The sequence below is a fragment of the Nocardia rhizosphaerae genome (genome assembly GCF_042650365.1).
Taxonomy (GTDB): domain Bacteria; phylum Actinomycetota; class Actinomycetes; order Mycobacteriales; family Mycobacteriaceae; genus Nocardia; species Nocardia rhizosphaerae.
Genome location: NZ_JBHSBA010000007.1, coordinates 537,966 through 561,198 on the forward strand (window position 1 = coordinate 537,966; position 23,233 = coordinate 561,198).

Sequence of the window (23,233 nt, forward strand, 5' to 3'; positions counted from 1 at the left end):
CGAAACGCGGTCCCCGCCCGATTCGGTGCGATCCGTCCGGGGGGCCGTGACCTGCGGGTCCGGGTGAGATCACCGTCCCAACCGGGGTGGGACCAGTGTTGCGGATGGTCCGGACGGTGCCTGAGCGGCTAGCCTGATGGTCATGGCAGGTAAGTCCCGCAGCACCACGACCTCTCGGGCGCGGGCGGGAGCGAGCCGGGGGCAGACGTCGCCGGCGCGATCCCGTTCGGCGACTCCACGAGCGTCGGCGGCGCCGCGCGGACGCACCACCGCGGCGCGACGACCGGCCAGGCGGGCCTCGAACACGGCGCCGCTCGCGGTGCTCGGCCGTGGCGTCGGCAGCGGCTGGACCATGCTGGCCCGCGGCGTCGGCGCCACCACCCGCACGCTGAGCCGGGCGGGGGAGATCGAACACGGGCACCGGCGCGACGGCATCGGCCTCGCGCTCATCGCGGTGAGCGCGATCATCGCCGCGGCGATGTGGATGTCGGCGGGCGGTCCGGTGGGGCGCTTCCTCGAAGACATCGTGCGTGCCGTGGCAGGCACCGCCGGTGGGCTGGCTCCGGTGCTGTTCGTCGCGCTCGCAGTGGTACTCATGCGCACCGAACCGCATCCGGAGATCCGTCCCCGCCTCGTTCTCGGTGGTGTGCTCGTGATCCTGCCCGCGCTGGGCGTGTGGCATCTGGCCGCCGGTTCACCCACCGACGCGCACGGCCGGGCCGGGGCCGCAGGCGCGCTGGGGTACGCGATCGGCGGCCCGCTCGGGCAGGGCCTCACCCCATGGCTGGCACTGCCGATCCTGCTGCTGGCCATCGTGTTCGGCGTGCTGCTGCTCACCGGGACCACGGTGCGCGAGGTGCCGTCGGCGCTGCGCGACTATTTCGGTCTCGGCGAGCACCGCGACGATGGCGATCCGTACGATCCGGCCAACTACGACGCCGACGGTTTCCCGGTGCACCGCAACCGGACCCGCCGCCGCGGCCGCACTCCCGAGGACAACTACCCGCCCGACGAATTCGCCGACGCGGTCACCGAATCGCTGGGCGAACCGCCGCTGCGCGAGGCCAAACAGCTGCGCCTCGACGAGGAGCCGCCCGTACCGAAGCCGGCGCCCGAACCCGCGCGTAAACGCCAGCCCGCCAAGGCCGTCGACCAGACCCCGCCGCCACCGCCGGAGCCGGAGTTCGTCACCGATCGCGTGGTCGACGGCGACTACACCCTGCCGCCGCTGACGCTGCTGCTCGACGGCGAACCGCCCAAGAAGCGTTCGGCCGCCAACGAATCGATGATCGAGGCGATCACCGAGGTGCTGGTGCAGTTCAAGATCGACGCGGCGGTCACCGGTTTCGTGCGCGGGCCGACGGTCACCCGGTACGAGGTCGAACTCGGACCAGGCGTGAAGGTCGAGAAGATCACCGCGCTGCACCGGAACCTGGCCTACGCGGTGGCCACCGAGAACGTGCGCCTGCTCGCCCCGATTCCGGGCAAGTCCGCGGTGGGTATCGAGGTGCCCAACTCCGATCGTGAACTGGTGCGACTCGCCGATGTGCTCAAGTCGCCGCACACCCGCAACGACCATCACCCGCTGGTGATCGGTCTCGGCAAGAACATCGAGGGCGAGTTCGTCTCGGCGAATCTGGCCAAGATGCCGCACCTGCTGGTGGCCGGTTCCACCGGTTCCGGTAAGTCCAGTTTCGTGAACTCGATGCTGGTCTCGCTGCTGCACCGGGCCACGCCGGAGGAGGTCAGGATGATCCTGATCGACCCGAAGATGGTGGAACTCACGCCGTACGAGGGCATTCCGCACCTGATCACGCCCATCATCACCCAGCCCAAGAAGGCCGCGGCCGCGCTGGCCTGGTTGGTGGAGGAGATGGAACAGCGCTATCAGGACATGCAGGCCAACAAGGTCCGCCACATCGACGACTTCAACAAGAAGGTGAGGTCGGGCCAGATCACCGCGCCGCTCGGCAGCGAGCGGGTGTACCGGCCCTACCCGTACATCCTGGCCATCGTCGACGAGCTGGCCGACCTGATGATGACCGCGCCGCGCGACGTGGAGGACGCGATCGTGCGGATCACCCAGAAGGCGCGCGCGGCGGGCATTCACCTGGTGCTGGCCACCCAGCGCCCGTCGGTCGACGTGGTCACCGGCCTGATCAAGACCAATGTGCCGTCCCGGCTGGCGTTCGCGACGTCCTCGCTCACCGACTCCCGCGTCATCCTCGACCAGCCGGGCGCGGAGAAGCTGATCGGCATGGGTGACGGCCTGTTCCTGCCGATGGGCGCGGGTAAACCCACCCGGCTGCAGGGCGCGTTCATCTCCGACGAGGAGATCGCCGCCGTCGTCGAGTTCAGCAAGACCCAGGCCGAACCGGAGTACCAGGACGGTGTCACCGCGGCCAAGGCGGGCGAGGCCAAGGACGTCGACCCCGATATCGGCGACGACATGGACGTGCTGCTGCAGGCGGTGGAGCTGGTGGTCACCTCTCAGTTCGGGTCCACCTCGATGTTGCAGCGCAAGCTGCGCGTCGGCTTCGCCAAGGCGGGCCGGTTGATGGATCTGATGGAGACCCGTGGCGTCGTCGGGCCGAGCGAGGGTTCCAAGGCGCGCGATGTGCTGGTCAAACCCGATGAGCTCGACGGGCTGCTGTTCTCGATCCGGGGCGGCGATCCCGGTGCGGGCGCGGACGACTAGGGCCCCGGACGCGGCGGACTGCGGGTCGCCCGCTTGGGTCACCTGTGCGAACCGGCCGGCTCGGCCGGGGCTATAGTTGCACTATGCAACACCCATCGGGGCGGTGGCCCGCCGAGGTCGCCGCGGTCCATGACGCGCTGACGCGAGTCGTGCGCGAGATCGTCGCGGGACGGCCGAGTGTCGACGGGCTGCCCTCGTTCGCGCTGCAATCGGTGCTGTCCTACATCGACCGGAATCCCGGCTGCCGGGCCACCGAGATCGCCGAGACGTTCGGGGTGCACCGGTCGACGATCTCGCGCCAGCTGCGCAGCTGCGCGGACGCGGGCTGGGTGCGGGCCGGGGAAGGCAGCCTGCATTCCGGCTACCCGCTGACCCTGACCGCCGAGGGCGGGCAGGCGCTCGCGGCGGCCGCCGAACGCGACCTCGCCGAGATCGCCGAGCGGATGGCGGACTGGACGCCCCGCGACATTGCCGACTTCGCCGCCGCGCTGCGGCGCTTCGGCCACTCCGATCCCACCACTGGAGACGATCATGCGTGAGTTCACCGCGGCACCCACCTTCACCATCGCCGAGGGCGACACCATCGTCGACTCGGTGTACGCCCAGGCCGAGCAGGCGCCCGAACGAGTGCTGTTCTCCCGTCCGGTCGACGGCGACTGGATCGACGTCACCGCGGTGGAGTTCGCGCGCCTGGTCTCCTCGGTCGCCATGGGCCTGATCGCCAACGGTATCCAGCCCGGTGACCGGGTGGTGCTGCTGTCGGCGACCCGCTTCGAATGGACCCTCCTGGATTTCGCCATCTGGGCCGCGGGCGCGGTGACGGTGCCCGTCTACGACTCGTCCTCGGCCGAGCAGGTGCGCTGGATTCTCGAGGACTCCGGCGCGGCCATCGCGCTGGTGGAGCGGGCCGCGCAGAAGGAACTGCTCACCGGCGCGCCGGAAACGCTGCGCCGCACCCTCGTCATCGACGACGGCGCCGAAGCCACCCTCGTCGCCGACGGGACCGCCATCGCCGACGTGGCCCTGCGCGAGCGGCTCGACGGCCTGCGTGCCGAGACGATCGCCTCGCTGGTCTACACCTCCGGCACCACCGGCAGGCCCAAGGGCTGTGTGCTCACCCATCGCAACTTCCTGGCCGAGGTGCGCGGCATCCGTACCGCCACCATCGGCGACATCGCCCGGCCGGGCAACCGGATGCTGACCTTCCTGCCGCTGGCGCATGTGCTGGCCAGGGCGGTGTCGCTGGCGGCGTTCGACGCGGGGATGACCCAGGCGCACTGGGCGGACTTCAAGACCATCACCGAGCAGTTCGCGCGCTTCGCCCCGCACACCATCCTCGGTGTCCCCCGGGTGTTCGAGAAGGTGCGCGACGGGGCGGACAAGAAGGCGCGAGCAGGTGGTTTCGTCAAGGCCGCGATCTTCGAGTTCGCCGAGCGGACAGCGATCCGGTGGAGCGAGAACCTCGACCACACGGGCGGATTCGCGCGCCCGCCGTCCCCGCTGCTGCGGGCGAGCCACGCGCTGTGCGATCGGCTGGTGTACGCGCCGCTGCGGGCGGCGCTCGGTGGCGACTGCGCCTACGCCATCTCCGGCGGTGGGGCGCTCGCGCCGCGGCTCGGGCACTTCTTCCGCGGGCTCGGCGTGCCGATCTACGAGGGGTACGGGCTCACTGAATCCACCGCGGCGCACTGTGTGAACTCCCCGGGCGCGATCAAGATCGGCACCGTTGGCCGGCCGCTGGGCGGCAGCGGGGTCCGCATCGCCGCCGACGGTGAGATCGAACTGTCCGGCGGCGTGGTGTTCGCCGGCTACTGGCACAACGACGCGGCGAGCGCCGCCGCGCTGGACGACGGCTGGCTGCGCACCGGCGACATCGGCGAACTCGACGCGGACGGCTTCCTGTCCATCACCGGCCGCAAGAAGGATCTGCTCGTCACCGCGGGCGGCAAGAACGTCTCGCCGGGTCCGCTGGAGGACCGCATCCGCTCGCACGCGCTGATCTCGCAGGCGGTCGTTCTCGGCGACGGACGCCCCTTCGTCACCGCGCTGATCACCGTCGACCCCGAGGCCTTCGCGGCATGGAAGAGCACCACCGGCCGTCCGGCGAGCGCGACCATCGGCGAGCTGCGCGCCGATGCCGCGCTGCGCGCCGAGGTGCAGCGGGCGATCGACGATGCCAACAGCGGTGTCTCGCACGCGGAATCGATCAAGAAGTTCGTGCTGCTCGAGCGCGACCTCACCGAGGAATCCGGTGAGCTCACCGCGACCATGAAGGTGAAGCGGCACGTGGTCGCCGAGCGGTTCGCCGACCGGATCGAGCAGATGTACCGGAGCCCTGACCGCTGACCGACGCGCCGGACCGGGGTGCCCGCGGCCACGCCTGTGTGTGAAATCATGGCGGGCAAGCGTTCCGCAAAGCCAACTGAAACGGACATTTCAGGCATGATGGACGGCATGAACTTCATCGATCGGACCACCGCATGCAGGTGACCGCGCTCGAGTGGGTGATCACCGGTCTGGTGATCCTCGGCTTGTTCGTCTTCGACTTCTTCGCTCACGTGCGCACCCCGCACGAACCGACCTTCAAGGAATCCGGCTTCTGGTCGGCCGTCTACATCGGCCTGGCGCTGCTGTTCGGCGGGTTCGTCGCCTGGAAATGGGGCGGCACCTTCGCCGGGGAGTACTACGCGGGTTTCGTCACCGAGAAGGCACTCTCGGTGGACAACCTGTTCATCTTCCTCATCATCATGACCACCTTCGCGGTGCCGCGCATCTATCAGCAGAAGGTGCTGCTGATCGGCATCGTGCTCGCGCTGGTCATGCGCGCGGTGTTCATCGCCGTCGGCGCGGCCGCGATCAGCGCGTTCAGCTGGGTGTTCTACCTGTTCGGTGCGTTCCTGATCTACACCGCGGTGAAGCTGCTGCGCGAGAGCGGCCATGAGGTCGAGCACGAACAGCAACGCGACAGCCGGATCGTCCGCATCGCCAAGCGGATCCTGCCCACCACCGACGAGTACCACGGCGACAAGCTGATCACCAAGATCGACGGCAAACGGGTGGTGACTCCCATGCTGATGGCGCTGCTTGCCATCGGTTTCGCCGACCTGCTGTTCGCCCTCGACTCGATCCCGGCGATCTACGGCCTCACCGAGGAGCCGTACCTGGTATTCACCGCCAACGCGTTCGCGCTGATGGGTCTGCGCCAGCTGTACTTCCTCATCGGCGGCTTGCTGGACCGGCTGGTCTACCTGTCCTACGGACTGGCGGCCATCCTGGCGTTCATCGGCGTCAAACTGGTGCTGCACGCGTTGCACGAGAACACCCTGCCGTTCATCAACGGTGGCGAGCACGTGAGCGTGCCGGAGATCTCGACCGTGTTCTCGCTGAGTGTCATCATCGGGATCCTGCTCGTCGCCACGGTGGCGAGCCTGCTACGCACCCGCAAGACCACGGTGTGAGCGCGCACTGCCCGGGACCGCGACGGTTCCGGGCAGTGTCGTGTCAGCGGATTCTCACTCGCTGAAGGCGCCCATCACCGGGAGCCATTCGACCACCCGCACCGCCTCGATCAGGCCCTTCAGTGCGAACGGATCAGCGGTGAGCAGCTCACCGAGCGCGTCGGCGTCGGGATACCGGAAGATCAGCAGTGCGCCCGTACCGTCCGGGTAGGGGCCGCTGGTGAGCAGCGTGCCCGCGTCGACCAGCGCGTTGAGCCAGCCGCGGTGCTCGGGCCTGTGCAGGGCGCGGTCGGCCGCGGTGGCTTCGGTGTAGGTGTAGTGCACGGCGAAGATCGGCACGGGCATCGCTTCCTGCTCGGTGGCGGATCAGAGGGTCAGCAGCATACGGGTGTTGCCGAGCGTGTTCGGTTTCACATAACTGAGGTCGAGGAACTCGGCGACACCGGTGTCGTAGGACCGGCACATCTCGGCGTACACCTCGGCCGTCACCGGCGTGCCGTCGATCTCGACGAAACCGTGCCTGCCGAAGAAGTCGACCTCGAAGGTCAGCACGAACACCCGCCGCAGCTCCAGTTCGCGCGCGACCGTGACCAGCCGATCCACCACGGCGCCGCCGACCCCACGCCCCTTCACCACCGGATCCACCGCGACCGTGCGCACCTCGCCCAGATCGGCCCACAGCACATGCAGCGCGCCACAGCCGACGACGCGCCCGTCGAGTTCGGCGACCCAGAATTCCTGCACCGACTCATACAGGGTGACCAGGTTCTTCTCCAGCAGAATGCGGCCTGCGTACTCGTCGACCAGTCGCTTGATCTCGGGCACGTCGGAGGTTCGCGCGCGTCGGACGACCACACCGGGGTTCCCGGCGGGGCCGGAGGCGGTAGCGGAGCGTGACCACGCAGGCCCCTCGGGAACGCCGCGGTCGGCACCGGTGACTGGCGCCGCGATCGGCGCGACCGGATGCGTGTCGCTGCTCGAACCACCAAGTGGTCCCCGTGAGGTCATGGGGTGCACAGTAGTCGGCCGGGTTACCGATAGTCTTGACGTGTGCCGCACATCCTGTCGAACCGCTCGCCGCATCGCACCGGGCGTACCGACCGGGTCGGGGGTGCTGTCCGCGCGAGCAAACCGCGCGCGACATCAACGGATTTCGGCGCTGCGCCGGTGAGTGCCGAAAGGTCAGGGCATGAGAGCTTGCGTCATCACGGAGGGCGCCCGAGCATGCCGGAAGAACACAGCATGAGAGGTCAGCGCCTGGAGGCGGTAGCGTGCGTCACCACGAAGGGCAGCCGATCATGCCGAGACGGTGGAGCATGAGCGTGCGGCCCGAGGAGATCAATCGGGGATGGGATGCGGCCGCGGCGGTGCCGGGGCGGGCCGAGGCACGGGTACCGGTGCTCAATATCGCGAATGCGCTGACCGTCGCGCGCATCGTGCTGGTGCCGCTGTTCGTGCTGGCGCTCTTCGCGGGCGGCGGGCACGACACCCGCTGGCGGATCATCGCCGCCGCGGTATTCGGCCTCGCCGCGATCACCGATCGCTTCGACGGGCAACTGGCCCGCAAATACGGTCTGGTCACCGATTTCGGCAAGCTCGCCGACCCCATCGCGGACAAGGCGCTCATCGGCTCGGCCCTGGTCGGGCTGTCGGTCCTCGGTGACCTGCCGTGGTGGATCACCCTGGTCATCGTCGGCCGTGAGCTCGGCATCACCCTGCTGCGACTGGTGGTGGTACGCCACGGGGTGATCCCGGCGGGCCGCGGCGGCAAGCTCAAGACGCTGGTGCAATCGATCGCCATCGCCCTGCTGGTGCTGCCGCTGACCGGGGCGTTCCACACCGCGGGCATGTGGCTGATGTACGCCGCGGTGGCGCTGACCGTACTCACCGGGCTCGACTACGTGGGCCAGGCAGCCCGGCTGTGGCTGGCCGCCGGTCGCGAGTCTCGCCCATGACCGATCCGCTCGTCGCAGGCGCCCCGGTCGCCGACCTGGTCACGGCCATGGCGGCGGCCGGGCAAACCCTCGCCACCGCGGAATCGCTGACCGCCGGACTGCTCGCCGCCACGGTGGCCGGCGTGCCGGGGGCCAGCGCGGTGCTGCGCGGCGGGCTCATCGTGTATGCCACCGACCTCAAGAACCAGCTGGCCTGCGTCGACGACAACACGCTCCGGCTGCACGGTCCGGTCGACGCCTCGACCGCCGAACAGCTGGCTGTGGGCGCGCGCAAGCGCTGCGGGGCGGACTGGGGAGTGGGACTCACCGGGGTCGCCGGACCCGATTCCCAGGACGGGCACCCGGTCGGGACGGTATACCTCGGAGTGGCCGGTCCGTCGCACAGCGAAGTGGTCCGGTTGAAACTGCACGGGGACCGGTGGACCATCAGGATCGGTGCGGTGCACAGCGCGGTGCGGGAGTTGCTGCGCTGCGTGACGACGATTCGGCCCGGTGGGGAACCACCGGCGGGCGCTCGACGTTGAGCCAGAAAGAGGTGAACACCGCTGCGGCGGTGACACGAGGTGGAGGAGAACGAGATGACGCTGCTGCGGGAGGCAATCGGGGACAGTCTGCGGCGTGCGCGTCTCGCCCAGCATCGAACGCTGCGTGAGGTGTCCACCTCGGCGCGAGTGAGCCTCGGCTATCTGTCGGAAGTGGAGCGCGGCCGCAAGGAAGCCTCCAGTGAACTGCTCGCCGCCATCTGCGAGGCACTGGACGTGCCGCTGTCGCGGGTGCTGTGGGATGTGAGCACCATCATGGCCGGCGCCGACGGCACCGCGCCGCGCGAACCCGCCCTCACCGGGCCCGCCGCCGAACCGGAGGCGGCCGAACCCGCCGCCGCGGAGCCCGCCGCCGCCCCCGAATCGGCGACCGCGAGCGCCGCCGCCGAGGGCGCGCGCATCGGCATCGCCTCCGACACCCGCATCGTCATCCCGGCGCCGCGGGCCGAAATGCTGGTACTGGTGAAGGGGATGTGACGCGGCGAACCACGTGCCCGACACGCGAGACGCTGCACACCGATGGTGAGAACCGATAGATTCTCACCAGGCGTCGAGTGGGCCGGTCATCTCCGGCTCAGGTGCCGCATGGTGAAGGATAAGCACATATCTGGTGCGTGACGGTCGCGCACCACCAGTCGCACGAGCGACGCACAGATGGAGGCGGGATCAATCGATGGCTAATCCGTTCGTGAAGGCCTGGAAGTACATGATGGCCCTCTTCGACTCCAAGATCGAAGAGCATGCGGATCCGAAGGTCCAGATTCAGCAGGCTATCGAGGAAGCGCAGCGTCAGCACCAGGCGCTGTCACAGCAGGCGGCGTCGGTGATCGGCAACCAGCGGCAGCTGGAGATGAAGCTGAACCGTCAGCTCGACGAGGTCGAGAAGCTCAACGCCAACGCTAGGCAGGCGGTCACCCTGGCCGACCAGGCAGCCGCCGCGGGCGATACCGAGAAGGCGATCCAGTACACCAACGCCGCCGAGGCGTTCGCCGCCCAGCTGGTCACCGCCGAACAGTCGGTGGAGGACCTGAAGGTGCTGCACGACCAGTCCCTGCAGGCCGCCGCGCAGGCCAAGAAGGCGGTCGAGCAGAACGCGATGATGCTGCAGCAGAAGGTGGCCGAGCGCACCAAGCTGCTCAGCCAGCTCGAGCAGGCCAAGATGCAGGAGCAGGTCTCGGCCTCGCTGCAGCGGATGGATTCCACCCTGTCCGCACCCGGTTCCACCCCCAGCCTCGACGCGGTCCGCGACAAGATCGAACGTCGCTACGCCGACGCCCTCGGCGCCGCCGAACTGGCGCAGAACTCGGTGCAGGGCCGGATGATGGAGGTCCAGCAAGCCAGTATCCAGATGGCCGGGCACAGCAAGCTCGAGCAGATCCGCGCCTCCATGCGCGGGGAAGCCCTGCCCACCGGCAACAATGCCGCCGCCATCGACCCGGCCAAGCAGCCTGCCCAGGCACCGCAGATCAACAAGGGCCAGGCCGCGCAGCAGTAACTTTGGAGCGCTGGCGCGCTCGAGTCGCGGCCCCTTGGTCCCCGTCGATCAGGCACCGTTTCTTGCTCCTTCGTCGCTTGCGAAACGGCGCCTGATCGACGGGGACGGCCGCGACCGCCGCTGCGCGGCGGACCCTCCTCGAGGTCGGGTCGTGCGGGGCTGGGTGGGTGGTGAAGGCTGTGGGCCTCGTGAGTGCCGGCCTGCTCGATCGTTACCCATCGGGGCCTGTCGGTCGGGTGCATTCCGCTGCTGCGTCTCGTGCGATGTGGAACCGGTCGGCAGCACGGCTTCGAGATAGCGAAGTCGGGCGGTGCGGGGAGTCGTATCCGGTTCCGGCGCCGGGGTGCTCGGGTCCGGGCGCGAGGGGGCCTCTCGTGGACGGGCTCGGGAGGGGTCCGTGTGTGCGGTGTTCCGGTGCGGATGGGCAGTTCCGCCGGGCGTGTTGTCGGGGGTTGGTGGTAAACCTGGGGGCGCTGCGGGTGTTCGGTGCGGCGGAAGGATGTGGACATGAGCGGGAGAGCACGGCGCGAGCGGGCCGAGATCGCCGGACCTGCGGCGCTCGGGCAGGGTGCGCCCGGTGGGGTGCCCGCGACGCTGCGTGAGGTCGGCGAGCAGGCGATGTTCGCGGTGCGGCGCTGGGCCGATCCACGGGAGCGGGAACTGCGGCGCCGACGCAGGGCCCGCAGGCGCAGCTTCCAGTTCGGCACCGCCTCCGGTATCACCACCATCGGGGCGGTGGGGCTGGCCGTGGTGTCGGCGCCGGCCTGGGCGGTGGTCGTGATCGGCGGCGGCGCGGTCGCGTTCGTCACCGGGACCGCGCTCAGCGCCCGGCGCTACCTGCAGCTGCGCGACCAGCCTCTGCCGCAGGCGGCCTTCGTCGCCCGCAAGACACCGGGCCTGCGCTCGGCCGCCCGCGCCCCGATCCAGCGGTTGATCAGGGCCGAACGCGCCCTGCACGGCCTCGGTGGTCAGATCGCCGCGGGCCGCCGCCTGCCCGAGGACGAACTGCGCGACCTGCTCGAGACCGCCCGCTCCGGTTCGGCCGCCCTGCACGCCCTCGCTACCGACATCACGGCGATGGAACAGGCCGCCGACACCGTCGGCCGGGCCAACCAGGAGACCGTGTCCGCCCTGAAGACCACCATCACCGGAGTGCTCGCCCGGCTCGAGACCGGCGTCGTCGAATACGAGCAGCTGGTCGCGGCCGCGGCCAGGATCCTCGCCGTCCCCGAGGACACCGTCGTCGCCTACCAGTTCAACGGCATCGTCGCCGATCTGCGCGCCGCCGCCGACCGGCTCGACGGGTGGGCCCAGGCACTGGCCGATCTCGCCGACGGCCCCGTCGGCCCGCGATAACCCCACCCGCGCAACGACTTCGGTCCCGGCACCACCCGGTGTCGGGACCGTCGTCGTTCAGGCGATCGTCTGGCGCAGGGCGTCGAGCTCGGCGGCGCGCAGGTTCTCCACCGTGGACGAGGCGGGGGAGTCGAAGACCCGCACCCGTCGGCTGTCCGGCTCGAAAGTCGGCCAGCCGGGGTCGCCGTCGCGGGCGAACGACACCCAGGCCGCGTGGATTTCGTCGGCCAGCGCCTGCGGCGGATTCGCTCCGGTGATCGACTGTGCCTCGGCGAGCGCGTCGAAGACGAACGGCACCTCGAGCACGTGGCAGGACCCGAGGCCGGAAACCGCGGTGGGCCAGGCGAATTCGTACATGTACGTCGGCGCGGCCGCGGCGTTGGCCGCGGCGAAATCGAGGGTGCCCGACCGGAAACACCAGTCGGTGAGGATCGCGTTGAAGATCTCGGCCGGGGTGGCATCCGGCCGCTGGGCCGCATAGGTCGCCGCGACGGTCGGGTCGATGCCGTACCGGGCGAGGACCAGTGGCAGCGTCTCGGCGGTAACGGCCGCGGCGATGCCGGTGGGCACGGTGAAGAACCGGAACTCGTCGGCGGTGGTGCCCGCGATGAGCGGTACCGCGCGCTCGGGATGCGCGGCGAGTTCCCCCGTCGGCAAGCCGGGTACGAGGTCGTCGTCGATCACCGGGAACAGGCTCATGATGCCGAGGCCCTGGGTGATCACCGAGGCGCCCCAGCGCTGCGGATCGGGATCGGTCATCAGCGCGAGCGCGACCGCGTTCTGCGCGGTCCGCAGCTGTTGCGGACCGAGCTCGCCGAACGCGGCGGTGGTAGGGGCGAGCCCGAGTTCGCTTGCCAGCGCCGCCGCCACCCGCCGCGCGTCCGCGAGCTCGGCGACGGCCGACCCGTTGCCGCTCTGCATGATGGCCCGGCCGAACAGCCCCCGCGCCTGCGGCGCGGCGATCAACGTCGCCACGCTCATCCCGCCCGCCGACTCACCGAACACGGTCACCCGCTCGGGATCGCCGCCGAACACGGCGATGTTCTCGCGCACCCAGCGCAGCGCGAAGACCTGATCGTGCAGACCCCGGTTCAGCGGTGCGCCGTCGAGCGCGGCGAACCCGGAGATACCGAGCCGGTAGTTGATCGACACCAGCACCACGCCGTCGCGCGCGAAGGCCGAACCGTCGTAGATTTTCCTGGCATTCGAGCCGCGGACGAAGGCGCCGCCGTGGATCCATACCAGCACCGGCAACCCGCTCGCGGCCGGATCGGGGGTCCAGACATTGACGTTGAGGTAGTCGTCGCCGGGGATCCCGTCGCTGCCGATCAGCGCGTGAATCGGTGCCGGATAGGGCGACTGGGCGCAGGTGGCGCCCATGGCGGCCGTGTCACGCACCCCCGTCCATGCCGGTGCGGGTTCGGGCAGCTCGAAACGGCGCGGACCCACCGGCGCCGCCGCGTAGGGCACGCCGAGAAAGCGGGTGACACCCGCTTCGGTGCGGCCCCGGATCGCGCCGCTGCTTATCGTGACGATGGGTTCCATGGTCTCCTCCTCGCGCTGACGCCCCGATTATGAGTCGCCTGTCCAGGACCTGGAGCCGTTTCGCCGCACCCTCTGTGCTACGGCACAAGCGGTCCGGAAAGCACCGCGGCGCCGGCGGCACGGTCACCCGACCAGGTGAGCGCGGGGTCGTCGGCTTGCTTACGGGCCCACAGCGTGAGCAGTACGTCCGCGGCGGTGCCCGCCAGTTCGGCGACCGGGGTTCCTGGCCCGTAGGTCCAGTCGCCGCCGGTGTCGGTGGTGTGGATCCGCAGCGCCACCGCCGGCTCGGTAGCGAGGCCACGCTGGATCATCCGCGGCGCGAACAGCTCGAACACCTCCGCGATCCCGTCGGTGGCGAAGGCCGGGTCGATCGGAGTGGCGGAGCCGAGTGCCGCCGTGGCGTCCCACAGGTGCATGACCGTCTCGTGGGCGCGGCGACGGCGCCAGAACCCGACGGTACGCGGCATGCTGCGGGTGAATGTCCAGGCCTCCTGGTCCGGGTCGGCCGACAGGGCTGTGACCAGAGCCTCGGCCGTGTCCTCGTACCACGCACGCAAGGCGGCGGCGTCCTTCGGCGCAGGCGGGCCGTGATGGTCGCCGCGCAGCTCGCGCACCGCGGTCACCACCCACAGGTTGCCCTGGCCGACATGGTCGACCAGATCGTAGAAACTCCAGTCGCCGCAGGACGGCACCGGGGTGGCCAGGTCGGTAGCGCCGGTGACGAGCGAGCCGAACTCGTCGAGTCGCTCGCGCAGGATGGTCAGGAAATCCATGGGGCTCACGGTATCCCGAGTGCGCCACCGGTGCGCCCGATCGGCACCCGGCTCTCGGGGTGAACCCTGATCTCCACCCGGATATCCGTGCTGACCAGGAGATTTATGGGCGTTCCGGTGGCAGCATCGATGGTGTCGGATCGCCGGACGGCGGCCGCGGAACAGGCGAGGAGTACATCATGGTGTGGAAAGTCATCGGTATCGTCGTGGTCGCGCTGATCGCGTTCTGGATCATCGGGGCACTGGTCAAGGCGCTGCTGCCGATCCTGGTGATCGCCGCCATCGGAACCGGGGTCTACCTGCTCTACAAGGCGGTGACGGGATCCAACGACAGCGGTCCGCTCACCAAGGCGTGAACCGGGTGGACTCCGCCTAGCATGGGCCGGGTGGAACAGCTACCCGAGGACTGGCAGCGCGGACTGGTGATCGTCGCGCATCCCGACGACATCGAGTACGGGGCGGCCGCAGCGGTCGCCCGCTGGACCGGGCAGGGCAAGGACATCCGCTACCTGCTCGCGACCAGCGGTGAGGCGGGCATCGCGGGGATGCCGCCCGCGCAGGCCGCGCCGTTGCGCGAGGCCGAGGAGATCGCGGGGGCGCGCGAAGTGGGCGTGCACACGGTGGAATTCCTCGGCCATCCCGACGGCCGGATCGAGGAAGGCCTGGCGTTGCGCCGCGATATCGCCGCCGCCATTCGCCGACACCGCCCGGAGATGGTGGTGCTGTTCAACTTCGGTGACACCTGGGCTCCCGGTTTCGTCAACAGTGCCGACCATCGCGCGCTCGGCCGTTCGGCGATGGACGCCATCTCCGACGCCGGCAACGAATGGATCTTCCCCGAGATCGCCGAGCTCGCACCGTGGTCGGCGCGCTGGGCCGCGGTGGTCGGTCCTGTCGCCACCCACGCGGTCGATGTCGGCGACCAGCTGGACAAGGCGCGGGCTTCCCTGGCCGCGCACCGCCGCTACCTCCAGGTGCTCAGCGCGGTGCCGGTGTCCGAGCAGGTGAACGAGATCGTCGCGATGGCAACGGGTCCCAAGGAAGGCTTCCCGGCCGCGCACGCGGTCGGCTTCGAACTGTTCACCTTCGGCTGAGTCCGGCCGCGTTCGCGGCGACTCCACCAGCCGCGCCACCCGGTCACCGAGCAGACCGCGTACGGCGGCGGCGCCGTGGCGGCCGTGGCCCGCGTCGTCACCGGGGACGAGCATGTGGCCGATATCGTGGACCAGCCCGGCGACCTGGAGTTCCTCGTCGTCGGGATGGTCATCGCGCAGCAGCTGCGCGCACTGCCGGTCGTGGTCGAGAATGTCGACCGGGTCGCCACTGCGATCGGCGGTATCCCACGCGTCCGCACACGCCGCGAGCAACGCGAACAGTTCCGTGGTCGTCGCGGGTGCGCGGTGGGTGGGCCTCGGCTGGGCCGAGCCGTCCGGTGCGGTGCCGGGGGATAGTGCGATGGGAGCCACCGGGTCACGCGGTGTGGTGCCGGGGCGATTCGTTTCAGGGGAGCGCACGAGGGCCTCCTGTCTCGCGGATCGATGGCCGTGGCCTGCCGGCGCTGCGACGGTAGCGGACGGCCGCCGGTGCCGCACGTGTCCCGTGGCGGCACGGCGGCCCGGACCGGTATGCGATGCTGGCGGCATGCGAGTAGCTGTGGTGGCAGGGCCCGATCCAGGGCACGCGTTTCCCGCGATCGCGCTGTGCCTGCGATTGCTGGACGCGGGTGACGATCCGGTGCTGTTCACCGGTCCACGCTGGCACGATGCGGCCAGGGCCGCCGGGATCGGCGTCCGCAAGCTGAAGGGTCTCGCGCCGCGCCCCGGCGACGACGACGCCGATGCGGGCGCCCGGATCCACGAACGTGCCGCCCACATCGCCACCGAGAACCTGCCGGAACTGAGCGCGATGCTGCCGGACCTGATCGTCGCCGACGTGCTCACCGCCGGCGGCGGAATGGCCGCCGAACGCCTGCGCCTGCCGTGGGTCGAACTGTCCCCGCACCCGCTGTATCTGCCGTCGAAAGCGTTGCCGCCCATCGGAAGTGGGCTCGCTCCCGGCGAAGGCGTACGCGGCCGGGTCAGAGACGGCGTACTGCGCACCATGACCGCGCGCGCGGTGAAGACGGGCCACCGGCAGCGGGGCGCGGCCCGCGAATCCGTCGGGTTGCCCGCCGCCGATCCCGGCCCGGCCGCCCGGCTGATCGCCACGCTGCCCGCGCTCGAGGTGGAGCGGCCCGACTGGCCCGCCGAAGCCCATGTCGTCGGCCCGCTGCTGTGGGAACCCACCGACGAGATCCTGCCACTGCCGCCCGGTACCGAACCCCTGGTGCTGGTGGCCCCGTCGACGGCACACACCGGGGTGGCGGACATGGCCGAGACCGTGCTGGCCGGACTGGCGGGGCGCGGCGTGCGCGCGGCGGTGTCGATGCTCGACACACCACCCGCCGACCTACCCGGCTGGGCCACCGCAGGCCTCGGTCGCCAGGACGAACTGCTCACCCACGCCGCCGTGGTGGTGGGTGGCGGCGGGCACGGTCTGCTCGCCAAGGCGCTGTCGGCCGGAGTTCCGGTGGTGACCGTCCCGGGCGGCGGCGACCAGTGGGAACTGGCCAATCGTGCTGCCCGCCATGGTAGTTCGCTGCTGGTGCGGCCGTTGACGGCCGCCGCGGTCGGGGACGCGGTCGCGACGATTCTGGCCGAGCCGCGGTTCACCGAGGCCGCCATGGCGGCGGCGCGCGGCGCGACGGACGTGGCCGACCCGGTGGCGATCTGCCATCGCGCCGCGGCGGACGCCCCCGTTCACGACCGCGGCAACCCCAGCTGAGCGCAGGCGCGCAGCGCCACCTCGATATCGAGCCGATGCTCGGCGAGCGGGTGCCCGAGCACCTCCTCGGCTTGGCGCACCCGGTAGTGCACGGTGTTCTTGTGCACATGCAGCCGCGCCGCGGCGTCGGTGTAGCTGCCGCGCGCGTCGAGGAACGCGCGCACCGTCTCGCGCAGCCGGGCTGCGGTGTCGTCGGTGCCCATCAGCCCGCCGAGCACCCGCTGCGCCCAGCGCTGCACCTGCGGTAGCCGGTCGGCGAACAGCCCGGCCATGGCCACATCGGCATAGCGGATCACCCCACGTTCCCTGGCGGCCACCGCGACGGCGCGCGCGAGCTGCGCGTCGTGGAAACTGCGCCGGAAACCGTCCAGCCCGCTGGCCGGATCGCCAACGGCCAGCGACAGATTCGGCTGGGACCGCAGGTCGGCGGCGAGACGGGCGGTGTCGAGCGCGGGCCGTCCGGCCGAGGCCAGCCACACCCAACGGGTGTGCTCGTCGATCTCGACGAGCATCGGCGCGCGGCCCGATGCCGCGGTCAGCGCGGCGCTGCCCGCGCGCAGCGCGGTGCCGGGATCGGCGGTGCCGGGCGGGGTCCACAGCAGCACGAACTGGTGCCAGCCGCGCAGTGAAGCGGACAGCATCTGCTCGGCCGAGGCCAGATCGAGGTCGTCGGCGTCGAGGACCGCCCGCATCTGGGCTGCCCGCGCGGCATCGGTGCGGGCGTCCCAGCGCTGCCGCTCGCTGTCGAAGATATCGATCAGGCCCTCGATCACCTTGTCGATGTAGCTGTTGGTGAGATCGGCGATCCGCCCGGCGGTGGCCAGCGCGGTACCGGCCGGTGGCGCCATCTCGGTGAGCGCCCTGATGGTCCACTGCACGAACATGTGCTCACCGAGCCGGTAGGCGCGCAACAGCGCCTCGAGCGACAGGTCGTGCTGCGCGAAGCGGCGGGCGTATTCGGCGGCGGCGGGCGGCACGGTGATGTCGTCGAGCCCGATGGTGAGGGTGAGGATGTCCAGGATCGCCGCGAGGTTGGATCCGGTGCTGGCTTCCATCAGTTCCCGGATCTCGTCGTCGTGCCGGAATTCGGGGATCCGGTCGGCGAACATCCTGGTCATCACCGGTGCGAGCTGGTCGAGATCCGCCTTGATCCGCTCCGCCACCGCACGGACGAGTGCGTCGTTGCTGTCGGCCATGGCCGCCGACAGTACCCCCGTGCGCGCCGCGAACGGCCAGTTTGTGCTCGTGGCACAACACGCGCCCGCAACGCTGGGCTCGCGGCCCGTAGGCGACGCCGTTCCCGGGTCCTACCGTTGACATGTAATGCAGATCACAATCGCTACCGTGAGGAATCATGTCACACATCGCCGAATTGCCCGATACCAGAGCGGCTTTCGCGCCCGACGCGCCCTGCGTCGCCGACGACCGGCTCACGCTGTCGAACGCGCGATTCCGTGATCGGGTGCACGCCGCCGCCGCGGAGCTGCGCCGGGCCGGTGTCGGCGACGGCGATGTGGTGGCCGTGGTGCTGCCCAACCGGGTGGAACTGGTGATCGTGCTGTTCGCCGCGTGGCGTCTCGGCGCCGCGGTGACCCCGGTGAATCCGGGGCTGACCGACGACGACATCGGCTACCAGATCGCCGATTCCGGTGCCACGGTCGTGATCGGGGACGCGGGCAGGCCCGGGGTCACCCTCGACGTCACCGCGCTGGGCGGACCCGCCGAGCCGGTGGTGGCTACCGGACACGACGACGGCCTGGCCCTGATCATCTACACCAGCGGCACCACGGGCAGGCCAAAGGGCGTGCTGCTCGGCCACGACAATCTCGCCGCCATGTGCGCGATGACCATCGACGCACTCGGCCTGGACGCGACCGAGCACAGCCTGCTGATCCTGCCGCTGTTCCACGTCAACGGGATCGTGGTGAGCGTGCTGTCGCCCCTGCTTGCCGGTGGCCACACCACCGTCGCAGGCAAGTTCTCCGCCGCCGGCTTCTTCGACCTGGTCGAACGGGTTCGCCCCACCTACTTCTCCGGGGTGCCCGCGATCTACGCCATGCTGGTCGCCCAGCCGGCCGAGGCGCGGCCCGACCTGTCCTCGCTGCGACGGGTGATCTGCGGTGCCGCGCCGATGCCCGCCGAACTGATCGCCCGGTTCGAACAGCGGTTCGGGGTCCCGATCGTGGAGGGCTACGGGCTGTCGGAGGGTACCTGCGCGTCCACGCTCAACCCGGTGGCCGGGCCGCGCAAGCCGGGCACGGTCGGGCTGCCGCTGCCGGGGCAGACCGTCACCATCGTCGACGCCGACGGCAGGCCGGTCGAGGACGGCACACCGGGCGAGGTGGTGATCAGCGGCCCGAACGTGATGCGCGGGTACCTGGGCAAGCCCGAGGAGACAGTGAAGGCCGTGCGCGACGGTCGCCTGCATACCGGTGACGTGGGCTATCTCGATGCCGACGGCTATCTGGTCCTGGTCGACCGGATCAAGGACATGATCATCCGGGGCGGGGAGAACCTCTACCCCAAGGAGATCGAGAACGCGCTCTACCGGCACCCTGCGGTCCACGAGGCGGCGGTGGTCGGGATACCGGACCCGGTGCTCGGTGAAGTGCCCGTCGCCCATGTGGTGGCCGCCCCCGGCGCGCGTGTCACCAGCGCGGAACTGACCGCGCACTGCCGGGACGAGCTGGCGGCGTTCAAGGTTCCGGCCACGATCGTGCTCACCGCGGCATTGCCGCGCAATCCGGTCGGCAAGATCGATAAGAAGCAGCTGCGCGCCTCGGTCGCGTAATTCTTCCGAAACACAACACATTTCGGTTGCGGTCGCGCGCGCCCGAAATCTCCTGAGGAAAGGGTGAGTCCCATGGGGTTCAAAACGGCTGATTTCCCGCCGGTGGATACCACGACATTCTTGGATCTGCCGTTGCGGGAACGGATACGGGCGCTGGCACTGCACTGGGTGGAATACGGCTTCGGTTCGCCGAAGATGATCCACTCCGTCTATATCGTGAAGTTGCTGGTGCTCTATATGTTCGGCGGTGTGCTCGTCGCCACCGCGACCTCGGGCACCGGGCCGTTCTGGGACATCGGGCAGTGGTGGAACGAACCGATCGTCTATCAGAAACTGGTGCTGTGGACGGTCCTGCTCGAGGCGATCGGTGTCGCCGGGTCGTGGGGGCCGCTCGCGGGCAAGTTCAAGCCGATGACCGGTGGAGTGCTGTTCTTCGCCAGGCCGGGCACCATCCGGCTGCGGCCGTGGCGACGGGTCCCCTGCACCAACGGTGACACCCGAACCGTCGTGGATGTGCTGCTGTATCTCGGTTTCCTCGCCTCCCTCGCCGTCGCGGTACTCGCCCCCGGTCAGACGACCGCCTCGCTGCTGGAGCGGCTGCCGGACAACACTTCCGGGCTGGTGCGGCCGGAACTGCTGATCGCGCCGATCGTGCTGTACATCCTGTGCGGCCTGCGGGACAAGACGATCTTCCTCGCCGCCCGCGGCGAGCAGTATCTGCCCGCGCTGGTGTTCTTCGCGGTGCTCCCGTTCACCGACATGATCATCGCGGCCAAGCTGCTCATCGTGCTCGTGTGGGTGGGTGCCGGGGTGTCGAAGTTCGGCAAGCACTTCACCAACGTGGTGCCGCCGATGGTGTCCAACAGCCCGTCGCTGCCGTTCACGGGCGTCAAGCGCGCGCACTACCGGGACTTCCCACGCGATATCCGCCCGTCCGGGGTGGCCGCGTTCCTGGCGCACGTCGGCGGTACGACCGTCGAGGTGATCACCCCGATCGTGCTGCTGTTGTCCACCGACTACTGGCTCACCATGGCCGGCGTCGTGATGATGGTGGTGTTCCACCTGTTCATCACCTCCACCTTCCCGCTGGCGGTGCCGCTGGAATGGAACATCCTGTTCGCCTACCTGACCGTGTTCCTGTTCCTCGGATTCCCGAATGGCGACGGCTACGGCGTGTTCGACATGTCCTCGCCGTGGTTGACCCTGGCGATCGTGGTCGCGCTGGCCTTCTTCCCGGTGCTGGGCAATCTGCGGCCCGATCTGGTCTCGTTCCTGCCGTCCATGCGGCAGTACGCAGGCAACTGGGCCTCGGCGCTGTGGGCCTTCGCACCCGGTGCCGAAGCCAAGCTCAACACCATCGAGCACCGGCCGACCGTCAACCAGCTCGACCAGCTGACGGCCATGGGCTACGAGCCCGCGGTCGCCGAGATCACCATGCAGCAGACCCTCGGCTGGCGTTCCATGCACAGTCAGGGGCGCGGCCTGTTCTCCCTGCTGTACAAGCACATTCCCGAGCTCGATCGATGGACCGTGCGTGAGGCGGAGTTCGCCTGCAACTCGCTGATCGGCTTCAACTTCGGCGACGGACACTTGCACAACCTCGACCTCATCGCGGCCGTACAGGCCAGGGTCGGGTTCGCACCCGGCGAGTGGATCGTGGTCTGGGTGGAATCGCAGCCGATCCACAAGGACACTCAGGAGTACATGGTCGTCGACGCCGCGCTCGGCGTGCTCGAACGGGGCACCTGGAAGGTCGCCGACGCGGTCGCCGCGCAGCCCTGGCTGCCCGATGGCCCGATCCCGCTGCGGGTGAGCTGGCGCCGCGAGGATGTCGGTGGCGCGGCACCGTCGGCCCGCCCGGCCGACGAGCGTCAGCCCGCCGAGTAACCAGCACAGGATTTCGAGAGACAGGAAGAGTCGATGACAACGGCGACAGTGGTCGGCAGCGGCCCCAACGGCCTGGCCGCGGCCATCACCCTGGCCCGCGCCGGCCTGGACGTGACGGTGCTCGAGGCCGCAGGCACGATCGGCGGCGGCACCCGCTCCGGCGAGGCGATCGTGCCCGGCCTGCTGCACGACCACTGCTCGGCCATTCATCCGATGGCCGTCGGCTCTCCCTTCCTGCGCGGGATCGACGTGGAGCGGTACGGATTGCGCTGGGCGTGGCCGGAGCTGGACTGCGCGCATCCGCTCGACGACGGCACCGCGGGCGTGCTGTGGCGCTCGGTCGCCGCGACCGCCGCGGGTCTCGGCGCCGACGAACGCTTGTGGCGGCTGCTGTTCGACGTGCCGGTGGCGGGCTACGACGCCACCGGCACCGACATCATGCGGCCCCTGCTCCGGATTCCCCGGCACCCGCTGCGGCTGGCGCGCTTCGGGGTACCCGCCGCCGCGCCGGCCGCCTGGCTGGCGCGGGCCTTCCGCACCGAGCCGGGGCGTGCCCTGTTCGGTGGCGTCGCCGCACATGCCTTCCACCCGCTGCACCGGCCGCTGAGCGCCAGTATCGGTCTCGGCATCCTCACCGCGGGACATCGGTACGGCTGGGCGGTGGCCGTCGGCGGGTCACAGCGGATCGCCGACACCATGGTCGCGGTCCTCGGTGATCACGGCGGCAAGGTCGAGACCGGGGTGCGGGTGCGCTCGCTCAGTGAGCTGCCGCCGTCGGATGTCACGGTGTGGGATGTGGCGCCGACGGCGGTGGCCGAGATCTTCGGCGACCGGCTGCCCGCGCGCATCGCCCGTGCCTACCGGCGGTTCCGGTACGGGCCCGGCGCGTTCAAAGTGGACTTCGCGGTGCAGGGCGGGGTGCCGTGGACCGCCGAGAGCGCCCGGCGGGCAGGCACGATACACCTGGGCGGTAGCTTCGCCGAAGTCGCGGCGGGCGAGCGGGAGATCGCGGCGGGCAGGTTGCCGGAGCGGCCGTTCGTACTGGTCGGTCAGCAGTACCTGGCCGATCCGCAGCGCTCGGTGGGCGATGTCCATCCGGTGTGGACCTACGCCCACGTGCCGCACGGGTATACCGGCGACGTGACGGACGCGATCATCGCCCAGATCGAACGGTTCGCCCCCGGCTTCCGGGAGCGGGTGGTCGGCATGTCCACGCGCAGCGCGGGCGAATTCGCCACGGACAACCCCAATTACGTGGGCGGAAACATCATGACCGGCGCCAAGGACATCCCGCAGCTGGTCTTCGGACCACGAAAGACCTTGCAGCCCTACGATATCGGCGTCACAGGCCACTATCTGTGCTCGGCGGCCACGCCGCCGGGACCGGGAGCGCACGGCATGTGCGGTGCCAATGCCGCCGAGCGGGCGCTGCGCCGGTTGCGCTGAGCGGGAGGTCTTTCGGCGCGACCGGTCGTTCCCGGCGGGCCGGGACGGTCTCGCCGATGCCACGCCGGGTGCACCGGCGGTGAGGTACGGCACGAGTCGGGTTCGGTGGACGGGGTGGTGGACGCCGATACCGGCACCGGTTCGACGATCGGCGGTCCGCCGTGGGTGCGCGGATGCGGGCTTCGTTGGGTGTGGGGTATGGGTGTGGGTGTGATGCGGGATGGTCCGAGCGTCGGTGTCGTGGTTCGCCCTGCGCGAGTATGTTGGATTTCGTGCGATTGACCGAGTTCCACGAGCTGATGCACACCGAGTTCGGCGTCCACCGGGCCGATGCGATGCTCGCCGATCATGTCCTTCCGGTACTGGGGCGCACCGGCGCTGCCGCCATCGAGGCAGGCGTCGATCCCCGCGACGTGTGGCGCGCGCTGTGCGCCGAGTTCGACGTCCCCCGATCACGATGGTGA

The 23,233-nt window shown here is 70.0% G+C and carries 22 protein-coding genes and 1 pseudogene; 17 read left to right on the top strand and 6 right to left on the bottom strand.

The genetic code is table 11. The features are described 5' to 3' along the window. The first annotated feature begins 142 nt into the window (after positions 1-142). The 4 genes from ACFOW8_RS17185 (at position 143) to ACFOW8_RS17200 (ending at position 6,156) form a co-directional block, all read left to right on the top strand. Complete coding sequence (locus tag ACFOW8_RS17185; protein ID WP_378551621.1) at positions 143-2,698, top strand: DNA translocase FtsK; 2,556 nt, start codon at positions 143-145, stop codon at positions 2,696-2,698. An 83-nt stretch (positions 2,699-2,781) separates the two neighbouring features. After that, a complete protein-coding gene (locus ACFOW8_RS17190) occupies positions 2,782-3,237 on the top strand; it encodes a MarR family winged helix-turn-helix transcriptional regulator (protein ID WP_378551622.1) in 456 nt (151 codons plus the stop codon). Beyond that, the gene (locus ACFOW8_RS17195) at positions 3,230-5,044 is read left to right on the top strand and encodes an AMP-dependent synthetase/ligase (protein ID WP_378551623.1); all 1,815 of its coding nucleotides are present in this window, start codon (positions 3,230-3,232) and stop codon (positions 5,042-5,044) included. The genes ACFOW8_RS17190 and ACFOW8_RS17195 overlap by 8 nt, the downstream gene beginning before the upstream one ends. Positions 5,045-5,178: 134 nt before the next feature. After that, the gene (locus ACFOW8_RS17200) at positions 5,179-6,156 is read left to right on the top strand and encodes a TerC family protein (protein ID WP_378551624.1); all 978 of its coding nucleotides are present in this window, start codon (positions 5,179-5,181) and stop codon (positions 6,154-6,156) included. 54 nt (positions 6,157-6,210) lie between these two features. Here ACFOW8_RS17200 and ACFOW8_RS17205 read toward each other — a convergent pair whose 3' ends face one another. Both ACFOW8_RS17205 and ACFOW8_RS17210 read right to left on the bottom strand, forming a co-directional pair. After that, entirely contained in the window at positions 6,211-6,495 is a 285-nt protein-coding gene (locus ACFOW8_RS17205) for a YciI family protein (RefSeq protein WP_378552068.1), read from the bottom strand. Positions 6,496-6,522: 27 nt separating this feature from the next. Beyond that, entirely contained in the window at positions 6,523-7,164 is a 642-nt protein-coding gene (locus ACFOW8_RS17210) for an amino-acid N-acetyltransferase (RefSeq protein ID WP_378551625.1), read from the bottom strand. A gap of 308 nt (positions 7,165-7,472) precedes the next feature. On the opposite strand from ACFOW8_RS17210, the gene pgsA reads away from it, so the two are divergent. The 5 genes from pgsA to pspM all read left to right on the top strand — a co-directional run bounded on the left by pgsA (position 7,473) and on the right by pspM (position 11,504). Next, positions 7,473-8,111: a CDP-diacylglycerol--glycerol-3-phosphate 3-phosphatidyltransferase gene (gene pgsA, locus ACFOW8_RS17215; RefSeq protein WP_378551626.1), complete on the top strand. Its 639-nt coding sequence runs from the start codon at positions 7,473-7,475 to the stop codon at positions 8,109-8,111. After that, positions 8,108-8,635, top strand: coding sequence for a CinA family protein (locus ACFOW8_RS17220; protein WP_378551627.1), 528 nt, complete (start codon positions 8,108-8,110; stop codon positions 8,633-8,635). The genes pgsA and ACFOW8_RS17220 overlap by 4 nt, the downstream gene beginning before the upstream one ends. Positions 8,636-8,689: 54 nt before the next feature. Further along, the gene (locus ACFOW8_RS17225; RefSeq protein WP_378551628.1) at positions 8,690-9,130 is read left to right on the top strand and encodes a helix-turn-helix domain-containing protein; all 441 of its coding nucleotides are present in this window, start codon (positions 8,690-8,692) and stop codon (positions 9,128-9,130) included. A gap of 196 nt (positions 9,131-9,326) precedes the next feature. Then, positions 9,327-10,148, top strand: coding sequence for a phage shock protein PspA (gene pspA / locus ACFOW8_RS17230; protein WP_378551629.1), 822 nt, complete (start codon positions 9,327-9,329; stop codon positions 10,146-10,148). Between the two features lie 507 nt (positions 10,149-10,655). After that, a complete protein-coding gene (pspM, locus tag ACFOW8_RS17235) occupies positions 10,656-11,504 on the top strand; it encodes a phage shock envelope stress response protein PspM (protein WP_378551630.1) in 849 nt (282 codons plus the stop codon). Positions 11,505-11,561: 57 nt separating this feature from the next. Here the strand turns inward: pspM and ACFOW8_RS17240 are convergent, their stop codons facing one another. Next, positions 11,562-13,049 (bottom strand): carboxylesterase/lipase family protein, encoded by a 1,488-nt coding sequence (locus ACFOW8_RS17240; protein ID WP_378551631.1) that lies wholly within the window; start codon positions 13,047-13,049, stop codon positions 11,562-11,564. 77 nt (positions 13,050-13,126) lie between these two features. Further along, a complete protein-coding gene (locus ACFOW8_RS17245) occupies positions 13,127-13,822 on the bottom strand; it encodes a maleylpyruvate isomerase family mycothiol-dependent enzyme (RefSeq protein ID WP_378551632.1) in 696 nt (231 codons plus the stop codon). 179 nt (positions 13,823-14,001) lie between these two features. Here ACFOW8_RS17245 and ACFOW8_RS17250 point away from each other — a divergent pair, with 179 nt between their 5' ends. After that, positions 14,002-14,178 carry a hypothetical protein gene (locus tag ACFOW8_RS17250; protein ID WP_378551633.1) on the top strand — a complete coding sequence of 59 codons (177 nt, stop codon included), beginning with the start codon at positions 14,002-14,004 and terminating at the stop codon, positions 14,176-14,178. 30 nt (positions 14,179-14,208) lie between these two features. Next, positions 14,209-14,916, top strand: coding sequence for a PIG-L deacetylase family protein (locus tag ACFOW8_RS17255; RefSeq protein ID WP_378551634.1), 708 nt, complete (start codon positions 14,209-14,211; stop codon positions 14,914-14,916). On the opposite strand, the pseudogene ACFOW8_RS17260 reads toward ACFOW8_RS17255, so the two are convergent. Beyond that, positions 14,902-15,051 (bottom strand): annotated as a pseudogene (locus ACFOW8_RS17260) (hypothetical protein); the annotation flags it as partial. The gene ACFOW8_RS17255 and the pseudogene ACFOW8_RS17260 sit on opposite strands and share 15 nt — an antisense overlap. On the opposite strand from ACFOW8_RS17260, the gene ACFOW8_RS17265 reads away from it, so the two are divergent. Continuing rightward, a complete protein-coding gene (locus ACFOW8_RS17265; protein ID WP_378551635.1) occupies positions 14,992-15,273 on the top strand; it encodes a hypothetical protein in 282 nt (93 codons plus the stop codon). The pseudogene ACFOW8_RS17260 and the gene ACFOW8_RS17265 sit on opposite strands and share 60 nt — an antisense overlap. Positions 15,274-15,463: 190 nt before the next feature. Then, on the top strand, positions 15,464-16,645 hold the full coding sequence (locus ACFOW8_RS17270; protein ID WP_378551636.1) for a glycosyltransferase: 1,182 nt from the start codon (positions 15,464-15,466) through the stop codon (positions 16,643-16,645). Here the strand turns inward: ACFOW8_RS17270 and ACFOW8_RS17275 are convergent. Then, positions 16,621-17,841, bottom strand: a complete 1,221-nt coding sequence (locus tag ACFOW8_RS17275) for a helix-turn-helix domain-containing protein (protein WP_378551637.1) — start codon at positions 17,839-17,841, stop codon at positions 16,621-16,623. The two genes, ACFOW8_RS17270 and ACFOW8_RS17275, sit on opposite strands and share 25 nt — an antisense overlap. 158 nt (positions 17,842-17,999) lie before the next feature. Between ACFOW8_RS17275 and ACFOW8_RS17280 the strand changes: the two genes are divergently transcribed. The 4 genes from ACFOW8_RS17280 (at position 18,000) to ACFOW8_RS17295 (ending at position 23,233) form a co-directional block, all read left to right on the top strand. After that, on the top strand, positions 18,000-19,436 hold the full coding sequence (locus ACFOW8_RS17280; protein ID WP_378551638.1) for a class I adenylate-forming enzyme family protein: 1,437 nt from the start codon (positions 18,000-18,002) through the stop codon (positions 19,434-19,436). A 72-nt stretch (positions 19,437-19,508) separates the two neighbouring features. Beyond that, positions 19,509-21,323 (top strand): DUF3556 domain-containing protein, encoded by a 1,815-nt coding sequence (locus ACFOW8_RS17285; protein WP_378551639.1) that lies wholly within the window; start codon positions 19,509-19,511, stop codon positions 21,321-21,323. Between the two features lie 33 nt (positions 21,324-21,356). After that, a complete protein-coding gene (locus ACFOW8_RS17290) occupies positions 21,357-22,769 on the top strand; it encodes a phytoene desaturase family protein (protein ID WP_378551640.1) in 1,413 nt (470 codons plus the stop codon). 272 nt (positions 22,770-23,041) lie between these two features. After that, entirely contained in the window at positions 23,042-23,233 is a 192-nt protein-coding gene (locus tag ACFOW8_RS17295) for a DUF3046 domain-containing protein (protein ID WP_378551641.1), read from the top strand.

Excerpts from the sequence above, each read along its gene's own strand:
- ACFOW8_RS17185 (WP_378551621.1), top strand. The coding sequence starts at position 143 with ATGGCAGGTAAGTCCCGCAGCACCACGACCTCTCGGGCGCGGGCGGGA.
- ACFOW8_RS17190 (WP_378551622.1), top strand. The coding sequence starts at position 2,782 with ATGCAACACCCATCGGGGCGGTGGCCCGCCGAGGTCGCCGCGGTCCAT.
- ACFOW8_RS17195 (WP_378551623.1), top strand. The coding sequence starts at position 3,230 with ATGCGTGAGTTCACCGCGGCACCCACCTTCACCATCGCCGAGGGCGAC.
- ACFOW8_RS17200 (WP_378551624.1), top strand. The coding sequence starts at position 5,179 with ATGCAGGTGACCGCGCTCGAGTGGGTGATCACCGGTCTGGTGATCCTC.
- ACFOW8_RS17210 (WP_378551625.1), bottom strand. The coding sequence starts at position 7,164 with ATGACCTCACGGGGACCACTTGGTGGTTCGAGCAGCGACACGCATCCG.
- pgsA (WP_378551626.1), top strand. The coding sequence starts at position 7,473 with ATGAGCGTGCGGCCCGAGGAGATCAATCGGGGATGGGATGCGGCCGCG.
- ACFOW8_RS17220 (WP_378551627.1), top strand. The coding sequence starts at position 8,108 with ATGACCGATCCGCTCGTCGCAGGCGCCCCGGTCGCCGACCTGGTCACG.
- ACFOW8_RS17225 (WP_378551628.1), top strand. The coding sequence starts at position 8,690 with ATGACGCTGCTGCGGGAGGCAATCGGGGACAGTCTGCGGCGTGCGCGT.
- pspA (WP_378551629.1), top strand. The coding sequence starts at position 9,327 with ATGGCTAATCCGTTCGTGAAGGCCTGGAAGTACATGATGGCCCTCTTC.
- pspM (WP_378551630.1), top strand. The coding sequence starts at position 10,656 with ATGAGCGGGAGAGCACGGCGCGAGCGGGCCGAGATCGCCGGACCTGCG.
- ACFOW8_RS17240 (WP_378551631.1), bottom strand. The coding sequence starts at position 13,049 with ATGGAACCCATCGTCACGATAAGCAGCGGCGCGATCCGGGGCCGCACC.
- ACFOW8_RS17245 (WP_378551632.1), bottom strand. The coding sequence starts at position 13,822 with ATGGATTTCCTGACCATCCTGCGCGAGCGACTCGACGAGTTCGGCTCG.
- ACFOW8_RS17250 (WP_378551633.1), top strand. The coding sequence starts at position 14,002 with ATGGTGTGGAAAGTCATCGGTATCGTCGTGGTCGCGCTGATCGCGTTC.
- ACFOW8_RS17270 (WP_378551636.1), top strand. The coding sequence starts at position 15,464 with ATGCGAGTAGCTGTGGTGGCAGGGCCCGATCCAGGGCACGCGTTTCCC.
- ACFOW8_RS17275 (WP_378551637.1), bottom strand. The coding sequence starts at position 17,841 with ATGGCCGACAGCAACGACGCACTCGTCCGTGCGGTGGCGGAGCGGATC.
- ACFOW8_RS17280 (WP_378551638.1), top strand. The coding sequence starts at position 18,000 with ATGTCACACATCGCCGAATTGCCCGATACCAGAGCGGCTTTCGCGCCC.
- ACFOW8_RS17285 (WP_378551639.1), top strand. The coding sequence starts at position 19,509 with ATGGGGTTCAAAACGGCTGATTTCCCGCCGGTGGATACCACGACATTC.
- ACFOW8_RS17290 (WP_378551640.1), top strand. The coding sequence starts at position 21,357 with ATGACAACGGCGACAGTGGTCGGCAGCGGCCCCAACGGCCTGGCCGCG.